At 73.5% G+C, this 14,997-nt stretch carries 10 protein-coding genes; 7 read left to right on the top strand and 3 right to left on the bottom strand.

From position 1 onward, the window contains the following. Positions 1–397: 397 nt before the first annotated feature. The 6 genes from fxsA (at position 398) to AB0D08_RS09415 (ending at position 10,646) form a co-directional block, all read left to right on the top strand. Positions 398–583 carry an FxSxx-COOH cyclophane-containing RiPP peptide gene (gene fxsA, locus AB0D08_RS09390; RefSeq protein ID WP_033817858.1) on the top strand — a complete coding sequence of 62 codons (186 nt, stop codon included), beginning with the start codon at positions 398–400 and terminating at the stop codon, positions 581–583. Between the two features lie 58 nt (positions 584–641). Continuing rightward, positions 642–3,104 carry an FxsB family cyclophane-forming radical SAM/SPASM peptide maturase gene (locus tag AB0D08_RS09395; protein WP_359887274.1) on the top strand — a complete coding sequence of 821 codons (2,463 nt, stop codon included), beginning with the start codon at positions 642–644 and terminating at the stop codon, positions 3,102–3,104. Positions 3,105–3,269: 165 nt separating this feature from the next. Beyond that, a complete protein-coding gene (locus tag AB0D08_RS09400; RefSeq protein ID WP_359887277.1) occupies positions 3,270–4,058 on the top strand; it encodes an AAC(3) family N-acetyltransferase in 789 nt (262 codons plus the stop codon). 202 nt (positions 4,059–4,260) lie between these two features. After that, on the top strand, positions 4,261–5,598 hold the full coding sequence (locus AB0D08_RS09405) for a TIR-like protein FxsC (protein ID WP_149038153.1): 1,338 nt from the start codon (positions 4,261–4,263) through the stop codon (positions 5,596–5,598). Then, a complete protein-coding gene (gene fxsT / locus AB0D08_RS09410; RefSeq protein ID WP_359887280.1) occupies positions 5,595–9,611 on the top strand; it encodes an FxSxx-COOH system tetratricopeptide repeat protein in 4,017 nt (1,338 codons plus the stop codon). Before AB0D08_RS09405 ends, fxsT begins: the two co-directional genes overlap by 4 nt. Positions 9,612–9,680: 69 nt before the next feature. Beyond that, positions 9,681–10,646 (top strand): D-glycerate dehydrogenase, encoded by a 966-nt coding sequence (locus AB0D08_RS09415; RefSeq protein WP_033820547.1) that lies wholly within the window; start codon positions 9,681–9,683, stop codon positions 10,644–10,646. Between the two features lie 30 nt (positions 10,647–10,676). Here AB0D08_RS09415 and AB0D08_RS09420 read toward each other — a convergent pair whose 3' ends face one another. The 3 genes from AB0D08_RS09420 to AB0D08_RS09430 form a co-directional block, all read right to left on the bottom strand. Further along, positions 10,677–11,540: an alpha/beta hydrolase gene (locus AB0D08_RS09420; RefSeq protein ID WP_033820553.1), complete on the bottom strand. Its 864-nt coding sequence runs from the start codon at positions 11,538–11,540 to the stop codon at positions 10,677–10,679. A gap of 142 nt (positions 11,541–11,682) precedes the next feature. Continuing rightward, positions 11,683–12,621: a DUF4231 domain-containing protein gene (locus tag AB0D08_RS09425; protein ID WP_033820548.1), complete on the bottom strand. Its 939-nt coding sequence runs from the start codon at positions 12,619–12,621 to the stop codon at positions 11,683–11,685. 166 nt (positions 12,622–12,787) lie between these two features. Then, complete coding sequence (locus AB0D08_RS09430) at positions 12,788–13,537, bottom strand: SIS domain-containing protein (protein ID WP_359887283.1); 750 nt, start codon at positions 13,535–13,537, stop codon at positions 12,788–12,790. Positions 13,538–13,735: 198 nt separating this feature from the next. Between AB0D08_RS09430 and AB0D08_RS09435 the strand changes: the two genes are divergently transcribed. Beyond that, entirely contained in the window at positions 13,736–14,428 is a 693-nt protein-coding gene (locus tag AB0D08_RS09435; protein WP_033820550.1) for a metal-dependent transcriptional regulator, read from the top strand. The last annotated feature ends 569 nt before the right edge of the window (positions 14,429–14,997 follow it).

Below are 14,997 nucleotides of genomic sequence, written 5' to 3' on the forward strand. Positions count from 1 at the left end.
TTCCTCCGGACGGGTGATTGTGTCCGCGGGCGGGAACCGGGGCGTTGCGGGTGGCGGTCCATGGCGGGGGCCTGGCGTTCTGACGCTGCGTCAATCCATGGTGACGCGAAGGCCGTCGGGGCGTCGGCCCGGGGTGGCGATCGGGGCCGGTCAGGGCGCCTGCCGGCCGGCCCGGCGGGCGCGCTTCGGCTGAACGAGTGGTCGCCGCGGGCTCCCCGGGAGATCCGGCGGGTGCGTTGACCTCTGGGCGCGCTCGCAGCGGCGGCGGTGTCCTAGCATGGTCTTCTTGGACTCGTGTCGCAGTGGCCCGCCACCGTCGACGGCCTCCGTCATCGGCATCTGAGTGCAAGTCACCTAACTGGTCTCCATCGCGCAAGCCTAAAAGAGGGGCATCGCCATGACCATCACACTTGCCGCCAAGCCCGCCGAGAACCTGACGGACGATCATTTCGACGCGACCCGGCTCTCCCTGGCCGACCTCGCCGCCCTGGGTGTCGAGGAGCTCGCCGCCCAGCTCTCCCGGGCGCTCCCGGGCGGGGCCCGCGGCCAGGTCCCGGTCGCCGCCTTCCAGTCCTCCATCTGAGAGGGAAGAATCGGTTCCCCGGACTCCTGTGCGTCCCTGACGACGGCCCCCCACCTCGATGACCCTCACCCCGGTCCCCTTCAGGCAGTTCGTGCTGAAGGTGCACAGTCGCTGTGACCTTGCCTGCGACCACTGCTATGTCTACGAACATGCGGACACCAGTTGGCGCGGGCGCCCCAGGCACGCGAGTGACGAGGTGCTGGCCAAGGCCGCCGAGCGGATCGGGGAGCACGCCCGTGCGCACCGGTTGCCGGCCGTCCACGTGGTCCTGCACGGCGGGGAACCCCTGCTGGCCGGCCCGGCGCGACTGCGTCGGGCCGCCGAACTCCTGCGCGCCGCCCTGCCCGTGGGATGCACCCTGGACCTGCGGATCCACACCAACGGGGTGCTGCTCGACCGCGAGTTCTGCCGCCTCTTCGACCAGGTCGGGATCAAGGTCGGCATCTCGCTGGACGGCGACCGCGCCGCCAACGACCGGCACCGCCGGTTCGCCGACGGCCGCAGCAGCCACGCCAAGGTGCTGGCGGCGGTCGCACTGCTGCGCGAGAGCGAGTTCCGGCACCTGTACGCCGGACTGCTGTGCACCATCGACGTCGAGAACGACCCGGCCGCCGTGCTGGATGCGCTGATCGAGCTCGAGCCGCCCCGGATCGACTTCCTGCTGCCCCACGCGACCTGGGACACTCCGCCGAAACGCCCCCCCGGGATGGGCCGAACGCCCTACGCGGACTGGCTGATCGCCGTCTACGACCGCTGGACGGCGGCCGGCCGCCCGGTACCGGTCCGGATCTTCGAGTCGGTCCACCGCACGCTGCGCGGAAGGACCAGCCTGACCGAGTCCCTGGGCCTCGACCCGGCCGATCTGGTGGTGATCGAGACCGACGGCGAACTCGAGCAGGCCGACAGCCTGAAGACGGCGTACGACGGCGCACCCGCGACCGGTTTCGACATCTTCGCCCACTCCCTGGATGAAGTCGCGCGCCACCCGGGCATGATGGAGCGGCAGTCCGGTCTCGCCGGGCTGAGCACCGACTGCCGTGCCTGCCCCGTCGTCCGCTCCTGCGGAGGTGGCCTGTATGCGCACCGCTACCGGGGCGACGGCAGTGGCTTCGCCAATCCGTCCGTCTTCTGCGGGGACCTCATGAAGCTGATCACCACGATTCGCGACCTGGCCCCCGGCCCGGCGGGCATCCCGGAGCAGAGCGTCCCCGTCGAACCGGTGCTCACCGAGGCCCAGTTGGACGAACTGGCGCACGGCTACGGCAGCGCACCGACCGTCACCGCCCTCGCCGCCGCCCAACTCGGCCTGACCCGGCGGCTGCTGGCGGCCGTCGCGGCCGGCCGGGCGGAGACCGCCGAGGCCTGGGAACTGCTGACCGCGCTGGACGCGAAGGCCCCCCGGGCGCTGGACGCGGCGCTCGCCCACCCGTACGTCCGCGCCTGGGCGGTGCGCTGCCTGAACGGTGAGCCGGGCGCGGACCTCGGCGCGCTCGCCGGGACCGCCGCGGTGGCCGCGCTGCGGGCCGGGGTGGACTTCGAGCTGGAGCTGCCGGTCCACGAGGGCGCGCTCCGGCTGCCCGGCCTCGGCCGGGTCCTGCTGGACCGGGCCGGCGCCACCGCGCGGGTGACCGGTGACGCCGGGGGCTTCACCGTCCGCACGGCCGCCGCGCCGCTGCGGATCGACTGGGACACCCCGAACACCCCGAACACCCCGGACACCGCGGAGGGCGGCCCCTGGCAGCCGGTGCGCCGGCTCGTCCTGGCGGGCGGCTGGACGGTCGCCCTGGAGGACACCGACCCGCAGCGCGACAGCCACCAGTGGCCGGTCGCCGGGCGGCTGACCGGGGCCGAGGTGCTCGACTGGGCCGGCCCGCTGCAGGAGGCCTGGGAGCTGATCCGCCGGGACCTGCCCGGCTACGCGCCGGGCATCCGGGCCGGGCTCGGCACCGTCACCCCGCTCACCGCAGGCCCGGAAGGGCGCGACATCAGCGCCGCCTCCCGGCAGGCGTTCGGCGCGGTCGGGATCGCCCGGCCGGCCACCGCGCCGATCCTCGCGCTGCTGGTCGCGCACGAGTTCCAGCACGTCAAGCTGGGCGCGGTACTGGACTTCCACGACCTGTACGACCCGGCCGACGACCGGCTGTTCCACGCCCCCTGGCGGCCGGACCCGCGCCCGCTGGAGGGCCTGCTCCAGGGCACCTACGCACACCTCGCGGTGACCGAGTTCTGGGCCACCCGGGTCCGGGCGTACGACGGCCTGCGCAGTGACGCCGCCGACGCCGCCCGGCTGCAGCTGGCCACCTGGCGGGCGCACACGGTGGACTCGGTGGCGGTGCTGGCCGGCTCCGGCTCGCTGACCGCGCTCGGTGAGCGGTTCGCGGCCGGGATGCGGGCGACCGCGGAGCCCTGGCTGGCCGTGCCGGTCGGGGAGCAGGCCGAGCGGCGGGCCCGCGAGGCGGCGGCCGAGAACCTGGCGCGGTGGCGGGCCCGCAGCGGACGGACGGCCCCGGCCGGTACCTGACCGGACCCCGGCGCCCCCTCGCCCCTCCCCGGCCCCCGGCCTGCCCCGGCCGGACCGCGGCGGGGGCCCGCGCCCGGGCCGCGGCCCGCCACGCGGTCCACCGCGGTACGACCGCGGCCCACCACGATCCACCGACCGACCATGACGGCTGCCGGGGAGGCCCCGTTGTACTCCGTAGAGACGCTGGCCGCCGATCTGCGCACGCTGGGCGTCCGGGCCGGCGAGACCCTGCTGGTGCAGTCCTCCACCCGGGCGATCGGCGCGGTCCGCGGCGGCTCGGCGGCGGTGGTCGCGGCGCTGCGGGAGGTGCTCGGCCCGCAGGGCACCCTGGTGGTGTACACCGCGACGCCGGAGAACTCCGACACCTCACCGCTGGACGCCGCCCGGACCGGCGGTCTGGACCCGGAGCGGCTGCGGGCGTTCCGGGCCGCGATGCCGCCGTTCGACCGGGACACCACGCCCGCCTCGCCGAGCATGGGCCGGATCGCGGAGGAGGTCCGCACCACGCCGGGCGCGGTGCGCAGCGCCCATCCGCAGACCTCGTTCACGGCGCTGGGGCCCAAGGCCGGGCTGCTGACGGCCGGGCACGAGCTGCGCTGCCACCTCGGCGAGGACTCGCCGACCCACCGGCTGTACCAGGACGGCGCCCGGGCCCTGCTGGTGGGCGTGCCGCTGTGGTGCTGCACGCCGTTCCACCTCGCCGAGTACTGGCAGCCCGAGCAGGTGACGCAGCGCTACGGCTGCGTGGTCAGGGACGAGCGGCAGCGGCGGCAGTGGGTGCACTTCGACGCGCTGCGCCTGGAGGTGCGGCACTTCGAGGCGCTCGGCGAGGTCCTGGCCGAGGAGCTGCCGGGGGTGGTGCGGGGCCGGTTCGGCGACGCGGCGAGTTTTCTGCTGCCGATCCCCGATGCGGTCGACCACGTGAACAAATGGCTGCGTAACCGCTGGAGTTGACCCTCAGTCACGGATTGTGCGGCGCGGCCCTATTCCATTCGGGAACCTGACCTTCCTACACTGAAGTCCCTTTGTGGGGTGGCGAAGCAGCCCGGGGGCTACTGGGAGCGGGGGTGGGGCGGGGCGGCCGGCCGAGTACGCCGGTACGGTCGCGGATGCGGCCGGGCAGTCAACAGGCCGGAAGTCTCGGGGGAGGCGCGTCTTGAACAGCCAGGGGGACGGCGGCAGGGACCAGCGACCCTATTTTTTTCTCAGCTACGCGCACATTCCGCGGGCCGGGAACAGGAGTTCGGGCGACCCGAACATCTGGGTGGCCCAGCTCTACAACGACCTCTGCGAAGCCATCTTCCAGCTCACCGACGCGCCCTCCGGGCACCCGGTGGGCTTCATGGACCGCTCGATGCACCAGGGGCAGAAGTGGGCCGAGCGGCTCTCCGCCGAACTGGCCAACTGCCGGGTGTTCGTCCCGCTCTACTCGCCGCGCTACTTCGCCAGCCAGGCCTGCGGCAAGGAGTGGCAGCTGTTCAGCCAGCGCCCGGTGTACCAGCGCCGGGCCGGCGGCGAGCGGCACACCGGGATCGTCCCGGTGCTCTGGGTCGCGATGAACCACTACCCGCTGCCCCGGGTCGCCAGCGAGCTCCAGTTCAGCCACGAGAGCTTCGGCGGCGACTACGCGGCCGAGGGCCTGTACGCGCTGATGAAGATCGCCTCGTACCGGGCCCAGTACCAGAACGCGGTGTACCGGCTGGCCGAGCGGATCGTCCACGTCGCCCGGCACACCGTGATCCCGCTCGGCGAGCAGGCCGACTTCGAGTCCCAGCCCAGCGCCTTCGAGCCGCCGACGCCCACCGACCGGGTGCGGATCTCGGTCTACTCGCTGCGCCGCCGGGAACTGCCCGCCGGGCGCAGCGCCGACTGCTACGGCGCCCGCCGGCTCGACTGGCAGCCGTACCAGCCGCACTCCGCCCGTCCGCTGGCCGAGGACGCGGCCGAGGTGGCGCGCCGGATGGGCTTCGACCCGACGGTGGCCGAGTTCGAGGACGACGCGGAGCGGCTGCTGGCCGAGGAGCCGACCGGCCCGAGCGTGCTACTGGTCGACCGCTGGGCCCTGACGGATCGTCAACGAATCGGTAAGATCCGTCAGTTGGACCGCAAGAACCTGCCCTGGGTGAGCGTGCTGGAGCCGTGGAACCCGGAGGACCCGGAGTGCCGAAGAGACGAGGAGATGCTCAACGGACTGAGCGAGGAAGTGCTGCGGCTCAGCCGCGGCGCCCACCGGCCGACGCTGCGCAGCCCGGCCGGCGGCACACCCGGCAGCCTGGAGGAGTTCCGCGGCGAACTCGAACGGGCGGTCATGCAGGCCACCAACGGCTTCGAACAGCGCGGCGAGACGCGGACCCCCGGGACCGGGCCGCGCAGGCCCAGCCTCCGGCTGGGGATCCACGGCGGTGAGCCGCCGACCGGGCCGGACACCGAGGGACACGGCAGCGATGAGGACGGCGGCCTCGGGCGGGCTGCCCGTGGGGGAGGAGAGCCATGACCGAGACACCGGCCAGGGGCCTGCGGGCCACCGGTCACCGCACCGAGCGGGACTTCGACGCCAGGACAGATGACGACCGGCACGGCCGGATCGTCACCTTCTACTCGTACAAGGGCGGCACCGGGCGCACCATGGCGCTCGCCAACACGGCCTGGATCCTGGCCTCCAACGGCCACCGGGTGCTCACCGTCGACTGGGACCTCGAAGCCCCCGGCCTCGACCAGTTCTTCCGGCCGTTCCTCGACCCGGACGTGGTGGCCGGCACCACCGGCATCATGGACCTGTTCGCCGACTACCTGGAGGAGGCCCGCCGCCCGCTCGACCGAGACCCGAACTGGCACGAGGACTTCGCCCGGATCCACCCGCACGCCGTCTCGCTGGCCTGGCCGCACTTCCCCGGCGACGGCGGCCTGGACTTCGTCCCGGCCGGCCAGCTCAACCGGGACTACTCCGGCACCGGCAACCGGATCGACTGGGACCTGCTCTACGAGGCCCACAACGGCTCGGCCTTCATCGAGGCGCTGCGCCGCGACATGAAGCGCCGCTACGACTACGTCCTGATCGACAGCCGAACCGGCCTCACCGACACCGCCGACATCTGCACCGTCGAGATGCCCGACGACCTGGTGGTCTGCTTCACCCTCAGCGACCAGTCGATCGACGGCGCCTCCCGGGTCGCCCACACCATCGACAGCCTCTACGAGGCCCGCGGGATCCGGATCTTCCCGGTGCCGATGCGGATCGACGAGGGGGAGAAGGAGAAGGCGGACGCCGGCCGGGCGCTCGCCAGGATCAAGTTCGGCGGCCTGCCGGCCGGCCTCGGCCAGTCCGAACTGCTGCGCTACTGGGCCTCGGTGGAGATCCCGTACCGGCCGTTCTACGCCTACGAGGAGATCCTCGCCCCGTTCGGCGACCTGCCGCAGCAGCCCGCCTCGATCCTCGCCGCCTGCGAGCGGCTGACCGCCGAACTCACCTCCGGACAGGTCACCGGGCTGCCGCCGATGGACGAGGACCTGCGGCTGCGCAACCTCGCCGCCTTCGTCCGCCGCCGGCCGACCGCCCCCGCCGACCTCTACCTCAGCTACGTCCCGCAGGACCGGGCCTGGGCCGACTGGATCTCCGAGGTGCTCACCCGGGCCGGCTTCCGGGTGCTGTCGATGGACCTCGGCGTCGGCGCCAACCCGCGGGCCGCCGCCGAACGCGGCATCGACTCCGCCTACCGCACCGTCGCACTGCTCTCCTCCGCCTACCTCTCCTCCCCGCAGGCCCAGGCGCTGTGGGGCCGGACCGTCAACGCCGACCCGGCCGGCGCCCGCCGCCAGATGATCCCGGTCCGGGTCGGGGACGTGCGCATCACCGCGCCGTACAACAACCGCAACCCGGTCGACCTGGTCGGCCGCGACGAGGGCGAGGCCGTGCTGGCGCTGCTGCGCGCCCTCGGCCGGGCCGAGGCCGACCTCGGCGAACGCGGCAGCGACGCCCCCCGCTTCCCCGGCGCCAAGCCCGCCTACTGGTCGGTGCCGCAGCGCAACCACTCCTTCACCGGCCGCACCAAGGTGCTGGACGACCTGCGCGAACAGCTGGTCGGCGGCCCGACCGCGGTCCTGCCCACCCCGCAGACGCTCTACGGCCTCGGCGGCATCGGCAAGACCCAGGTCGCGCTGGAGTACGCGCACCGCTACATGTCGCACTACGACCTGGTCTGGTGGATCAACGCCGAGCAGACCGAGTCCGCCGCCCAGTCCTTCGCCGAACTCGCCGGCCGGCTCGGCCTGCGCACCGGCGAGAGCGTCACCGAGGCCGCCGACACCGCCCGCGACGCGCTGCGCCGCGGCTCGCCCACCTCCCGCTGGCTGCTGGTCTTCGACAACGCGGACGAGCCGGCCCGGATCCGCCCCTACTTCCCGGACGGGCCCGGCCACATCCTGGTCACCTCCCGCAACCAGGGCTGGTCCGGGCAGGCCGGGGTGCTCGGCGTCGACGTCTTCACCCGGGCCGAGAGCGTCGACCACATCACCCGGCGGGTGCGCGGCCTGACCCGGCAGGAGGCCGACCGGGTCGCCGAGGCGCTCGGCGACCTGCCGCTCGCGGTGGAGGTCGCCGCCGCCTGGCTGGAGACCACCCGCACCCCGGTCGACACCTACGTCGCCCAGCTCCAGGCCGAGGCGACCAAGGTGCTGGCGGCCGGCGAGACCCCCGCCGACTACCCGACCCCGGTCGGCCTGACCTGGAACGTCTCGATCGCCCGGCTGCGCGAGCAGTCCCCGGCCGCGGTCCGGCTGCTGGAGCTGTCCGCGTTCTTCGCACCCGAACCGATCTCGCTCAAGCACTTCTTCTACAGCGAGCGGATGCGCCGGGCCCTGGAACCCTTCGACCCCGAGCTCACCGACAGCTTCATGCTCGGCAAGGTGATCCGCGCGGTCAGCCGCTACGCCCTCGCCAAGACCGACGCCGGCAGCTTCCAGGTCCACCGGCTGGTCCAGGCGGTGGTCCGCAGCGGCATGTCGCAGGCCGAGCAGAACAGCGCCATGCACGAGGTGCACCGCATCCTGGCCGCCGCCCGCCCGCAGCTCGGCGACACCGACAACCCGGAGAACTGGCCCACCCTGGAGAAGATCTGGCCGCACCTCGGCCCCTCCCGGGCCCAGGACTGCGACGAGCGCGAGGTCCGCGAGCTGCTCATCGACCGCGTCCGCTACCTGTGGAAGACCGTCGACCTCGACCAGGCCCTGCAGCTCGCCCGCCAGCTCGACCAGGCCTGGGCCGAACGCTACGAGGACGAGGCCGACCCCGGCGAGCGCCGCTTCCTGCTCCGCCAGATCCTCAGCCTGCGCTTCAACCTGGCCAACGTGCTGCGCTCCAAGGGCTCGTACAACGCCGCCCTGGAACTCGACCAGGCCACCCTGGAGGGGCAGCGCGAACTGCTCGGCGAGCACAACGCGTTCACCCTGATGACCGCCAACTCGATGGGCGCCGACCTGCGGTACCTCAACCGCTTCCAGGACGCGCTCACCCTCGACCTGGAGACCTACAACCAGTTCGTCGAGCTGTTCGGCGAGGACGACGGCCGCACCCTGTCGGTCGCCAACAACCTCGCCATCGACCACCGCATGGTCGGCAACAGCCGGGCCGCCCGCGACCTCGACCAGGACACCTTCGAACGCCGCTCCGCCGTGCTCGGCCCCACCCACCCGTACACCCTCACCACCAAGGCCAACCTGGCCCGCGACCTGCGCGAGATGGGCGACTACAAGGGCTCCGCCGAACTGCTGCGCGAGGTCACCGACGTGTTCACCGAGATCCTCGGCCCCGACCTGCCGGAGACCCTGCGCAACGCCAAGTCGCTGGCCGTCTCGATGCGCCGGGCCGGGGAGACCGCCAAGGCCCGCGAACTCACCGAACAGACCTACCAGCGCTACGTCGAGCGGTACGGCACCGACAACCCCGAGGCACTCGCCTGCCAGCTCAACCTGGCCGCCGACCACAGCGCCGCCGGCGACAAGGAGACCGCCCGCGACATCGCCACCGCCGCCTACGAGGGGCACCGCCGGCTGCTCGGCGACGACCACCCGTTCACCCTGGCCTGCGAGAACAACCTGGCCATCTACCTGCGCGGCAGCGACGACGTGGCCGGTGCCGTCCGGCACGGCGAACAGGCCGTGACCGGACTGTCCCGGGTGCTCGACCCCGACCACCCCTACACCCTCAACGCCATGATCAACCTGGCCAACGCCTACGCCGACAGCGGCCAGCTCCAGCGCGCCGAGGAACTCGGCCGCACCGCCCACGCCGGCCTGGTCAACCGCTACGGCCCCACCCACCCCGACGCCGTGGTCTGCCAGGTCAACCTGGCCACCACGCTCGCCGAGGCGGGCCGCCAACGGGAGGCGGACGCCCTGCGCAAGCAGGCGCTGACGGTGCTGCTGGACCTCTTCGACGAGAACCACCCCACCGTGTTCGCCGCCCGCGAGGGACACCGGATCAACCGCGACCTGGAACCCCAGCCGCTGTGATCCGCCGCCGGGTCGGACCCCGGGCGTGACCGGCCGTCAGGCCCGCGGGCGGTGTAGCCTGCGGGCCTGATGACCGACACCACCGTGCCCCCCGTCCTCGTCACCCGGCGGCTCGCCGACGGCGTGCTGGAGCGGCTGGCGCCGTCCGCCGCGTACACCCTGCACGACAGCGAGCAGCCGATGACCCGGGCCGGGCTGCTGGCCGCGCTGCCCGGCCGGCGGGCCGTGATCACCACCCTGGACGACCGGGTGGACGAGGAGTTCCTGGACGCCGCCGGGCCCTGCCTGCGGATCGTCGCCAACCACGCAGTCGGCACCCACAACATCGACCTGGCCGCCTGCGCCGCGCGCGGCGTCCCGGTCAGCAACACCCCCGGCGTCCTCACCGACGCCACCGCCGACCTCGCCTGGGCCCTGCTGCTGGCCGCCACCCGCCGCCTCGGCGAGGGCGAACGCCTGCTGCGCTCCGGCCGGCCGTGGGCCTGGGCCCCCACCTTCATGCTCGGCCTGGAGCTGACCGGCACCCCGCTCGGCATCCTCGGGATGGGCCGGATCGGCCGCGCGGTGGCCCGCCGCGCGGCCGGCTTCGGCATGCCGGTCGGCTACCACAACCGCACCCCGCTGCCGCCCGGCGAGGCCGAGGGCGCCGACTGGCGGCCGCTGGACGACCTGCTCGCCGCCTCCCCGGTGCTGGTGGTCACCTGCCCGCTCACCACGGCCACCCGGCACCTGCTGGACGCCGAGCGGATCGCCCGGATGCCGGCCGGCTCGGTCCTGGTCAGCATGACCGCCGGGGTGGTCGACGAGGCCGCGCTGGCCGCCGCCCTGGACTCCGGCCACCTGTTCGCCGCCGCCGTCGACAACTTCGAGCACGAGCCCGCCGTCCACCCCGCGCTGCTCGCCCAGGAACGGGCCGTCCTGGTCCCGCACCTGGGCAGCGCGACCGTCCGCACCCGGCAGGCCATGGGCGGCCTCGCCGTCGACAACGTGCTCGCCGTCCTGGCCGGCGCGGAGCCGCTCACCCCGGCCCGCTGAGCCCCGGGTGCCGGACCGGTCTCCCCGCGCTCAGTCGGCCAGCCACTTCAGCGTCGAGGTGATCTCCTCGAACGCGCCGAAGTGCGCGGCGCCCGGCTCCAGGTACAGCTCGGCGCCGGGGATGTTGTCGGCCAGCCAGTGCGAGTGGTCCACCGGCGAGAACTGGTCGTCCGCGCCGTGCCACAGCCGCACCGGCACCCGGATGTCCTCCACCCGGAAACCCCAGTCCGTGGTGAACGCCAGCACGTCGTCGATCCAGCCGAAGGCGCCGTACCGGAACGCCTGCCGGTAGGTGCTCAGCAGCATCCGGCGGATCCCCGGATCCGTCACCACCGAGCGGTCGGTGGGCGGCAGCTCCGGCACCAGATCCTTGATCAACTGGACCGGGTCCCGCCGGATCACCCGCGACCGCAGCTGGAACGTGTCCGCGATCCGCAGCAACCCGCGCTCCGCCTGCCGGTACTCCCGCACATTGGACGCGGTCATCCCGCCGTACCAGTCCAGCCCCTCCGCGTTGCGCGGTGCCAGGCTCACCAGCGCCGCCACCCGGGTCACCCGGTCCGGCAGCAGCGCCGCGCAGGCCAGCGCGTGCGGCCCGCCGCCGGAACGCCCGGCGACCGCGAACCGGCCCAGGCCCAGGTCCTCCGCGATGGCCAACACGTCCTCCGCCGCCGCCGCCACCCGCCGCCCCGGCAGCCGGTCCGAGTAGCCGTACCCCGGGCGGTCGAACGAGATCAGCCGCACCCCCATCCGGGACAGCACACTGCTGCGCGGGGCGGGCCCCACCCGGCTGCCCGGCGTCCCGTGAAGCAGGAACACCGGACACCCCTGCTGGTCCCCGGAGACCTCCACCGCCAGCGCACGCCCGCCCGGTGCCTCGACCGTCCGTGCCACCACCGGTTGCCTCCAGATCCTTCGCCGAACAGGTCGCCCGACGGGCAGGCCGCCCGCCGAACAGTCGTCCCGAACAGTCGTCCCGAACGGTCGTCGTCCCGAACAGGTCGCCCGCGCAGCAGGCCGGGGGCCGGGCCCCCGGTCAGCCGCCGGCGTCCAGACCCCGCACCTCGCGCCGCGCCTGCCAGGTGGTGTGCTCCCGCGAGATGGCGTCCTCCGCGTCCCGGGCCAGCCGCGCCCAGTAGTCCTCGGCCTGGTCGGAGTCCAGCTTCAGCTGGGTGAGCTGGGCCTCCACCTTGGCCAGCTCGTCCGCGGCCAGCCCGTACGCCGCCGCCTGCGGCCGGTACTGCCGCAGCTGCGCCCACGCGGACACCGAGGCGGCGACCGCCGACACCGTGCCCAGCGCGTCGTAGCTGAACCAGCCCAGCGCCCGCAGCACCGCCAGCGCCAGCCCCAGCAGCGGCAGCACGATCGCCAGCCGCCCGGCCCGCCGGGCCGCGTTGCGGCAGCGCTGCGCCTTGGCCCGGTACCACTCGCGCTGCGCGTGCACCCGCTCCCGCAGGTAGATCTCGCGGCGCACCTCCAGCGGCTGGCCGCGCAGCCTGGTCATCATCTCGGTGATCTGAGGGTGCCGGGCCGGCTCCCGCCAGGTCTGCAGGTCGGCCTCCATCCGGGACATGTCCGGGATCACCTGCTGGGTCTCGAACTCACCCAGGATCGCCTTGAGCTGCACGTCGTACAGCCGCTCGGCGTCCGGCAGCTTCTTGGGCGGCGGCTGGTAGGCGTCGGCCTGCACCGCGTACTTCCAGCAGAGCGTCTTCACCGACTCGGCGATGGCCCGGCCGTCGTACCAGAGCCGCTGCGGGTTCTGCCGGGCCGCCACCGTCGCCATCGCCAGCGTCAGCAGGTAGGCGAAGGCGGCCGTCCAGGCCCACAGCCGGCCGTCGGCCGAGCCGGTGGCCGCCGCGACCACCAGCAGCACCAGCTCCCAGCGGGACAGTGCCACCGAGCGCCGCTGCCCCTGCAGCGAGGCGGAGTCCGAGGCCCAGAACATCTCCGGCAGCAGTTCGTCCTCGCGCACCCAGCCGATCGATCGCGCCGCCCCCGTTGCCATCCCGCCCCCCGGCCGCAGTGTCGCCCGTCGGTCCCTCGACCCGAACAGCTGGATACTGCCCGGGCCCGGGCCCCGGTACGCCTCGGTAACCGGACATCGGGGTCAACGGCTGGTGCAGGAGCGGGGGTTGGGGTCAGTACGCGTACAGGATCCGGTCCGCGTTGTCCGCCATCACCTTGGCGTTCCACTCGGTGCCGCCGTCCACGTTGCCCGAGCGGAACAGCGGCGGGGTGATCCCGGCCTCGGCCAGCCGCCCCACCGCCGAGGCCACCACGGCCTGCATCAGCGCGCTGGTGACGATGGTGGAGACCGAGCCGAACGGCACCCCGGCCGCGGGGTGCGCCAGCTCGCCGTCCCCGACCGCGATCTTGCTGTCCAGCACCACGTCGCAGTTGTCCTTCAGGAACGTCCCCGAGGGGTGGTTGGAGGAGACCTCGCCCGGATACGCCAGCGAGGTGACCCCGACCACCCGCATCCCCCGGGACCGGGCGTGCCGGGCCAGCTCCACCGGCATCACCTGGCGGCCGGAGAGCGAGATCAGGAAGAGCAGGTCCCCCTCGGCCGCCGGGGTCAGGTCCAAGGTGGCGGTGGCCAGCCCCGAGACCCGCTCCAGGGCGCTGCCCAGCGGTGCGGGCATCACGTTGACGCCGGTCATCCCTGGCACGTTCAACAGGTTGATCACCACCAGGCCGCCGGCCCGGTACACCACGTCCTGGGCGGCCAGCGAGGAGTGGCCGGCGCCGAAGGTGAAGATTCGGCGACCATCCGCCACCGCGTCGGCCAACAGCCCGGCGGCGGCCTCGATCGCCCCGGCCTCCTCCGCCCGGACCCGCTGGAGGTGGGCCACGGCGGCATCGAAATACTGTCCGACCAGGTCGGTCATCGGAACTCCAGCGGGGGCGGGGCGGCCCGGTGGTCCAGACCGCGGATGGAGAAAGATCTGGCGAGCACCGTCCTGCCTGGGGCCGCCGGCTGTCAACAGCTACCAAAAGCAGGGGGCATAGCCGCCCGGCGACATCGGTTGTCTCTCCGGTACGTCAGAATTGGCGGTGAGGACACCGAGGATTGGGAGCCAGGGGCGATGTCTGGTCTGATCGACACCACTGAGATGTACCTCCGCACCATTCTGGAGCTGGAGGAAGAAGGCATCACCCCGATGCGCGCCCGGATCGCCGAGCGGCTGGAACAGAGCGGCCCGACCGTGAGCCAGACCGTCGGCCGGATGGAGCGCGACGGCCTGCTGCAGGTCGCGGGCGACCGCCACCTGGAGCTCACCGACGAGGGCCGCCGCCTGGCCGTCCGGGTCATGCGCAAGCACCGGATCGCCGAGTGCCTGCTGGTCGACGTGATCGGCCTGGAGTGGGAGCAGGTGCACGAGGAGGCCTGTCGCTGGGAGCACGTGATGAGCGAGACGGTCGAGCGCAAGGTGCTCGCCATGCTCGGCCACCCCACCCAGTCCCCGTACGGGAACCCGATCCCGGGCCTGGACGAGCTCGGCGACACCAAGGCGGAGGGCGAGGGCTTCGACGCCGCGCTGACCACCCTGGAGGCGCTCTCGGTGGGCGACCGGACCACCCCCGTGGTGGTCCGCCGGATCGGTGAGCCGATCCAGACCGACGGCGCCCTGATGCTCACGCTGCGCCGGGCCGGAGTGCGCCCCGGGGCGACGGTGCAGGTGACGGCCGGCGTCGGCGGCGTGCTGGTCGGGGACGGGGACAACGCGGTCGAGCTGCCGAAGGAGATCGCGGGCCACGTCTTCGTGGCGGTGATCTGAGCCGGCCCCGGGCGGACGGCGGACCCCGGGCGGACGGCAGGACCTGAGCGGACGGCGGCCGCGGCGCCGGGCGCCGGTCCCGGCGGCCGGGCAGGCCGGTGGGCCCGGCGCATCCCCGTGCACCGGGCCCCTCCGCCCCGCCCCCGGTCACTCCCTGTCTTCGCGGTGCCCGACCACCCCGAGCTCGGCGGGCACCGCGAACCCTCCCGGCCTCCGGTGCCGCGTTCGGCTTCCCCGACCGAACGCCCCTTCGACACCATCGGCCCGACACTCCCCCGGTCGGACACCCCCTGACCCCCCTGCCGTGCTCTCCCGCACCGCCTGCTGCCCTGATCTCCTCTCCGGTTCGGCCGCTCCCCTCTCGGAGCAATTCCTCCCACTCGGCAGATCTCCGCAATCCTTGAGCGCTGTCACTCGTCCGAGGGGCTTTCGGAGTCGATCACCGGGTACACCGGTCTCTTATCCCGTGCACGCGTCCGACGGACCCCGCCCCCGGTGGGGGGCAGGGCCCGTCGTGAGGCGCGCGGGATCCCGCGCGTGGCCCGCCCTCACCCGGTCGGGTGCAGGGC

The sequence above is a fragment of the Kitasatospora sp. NPDC048540 genome (assembly GCF_040651175.1).
Lineage (GTDB): Bacteria > Actinomycetota > Actinomycetes > Streptomycetales > Streptomycetaceae > Kitasatospora.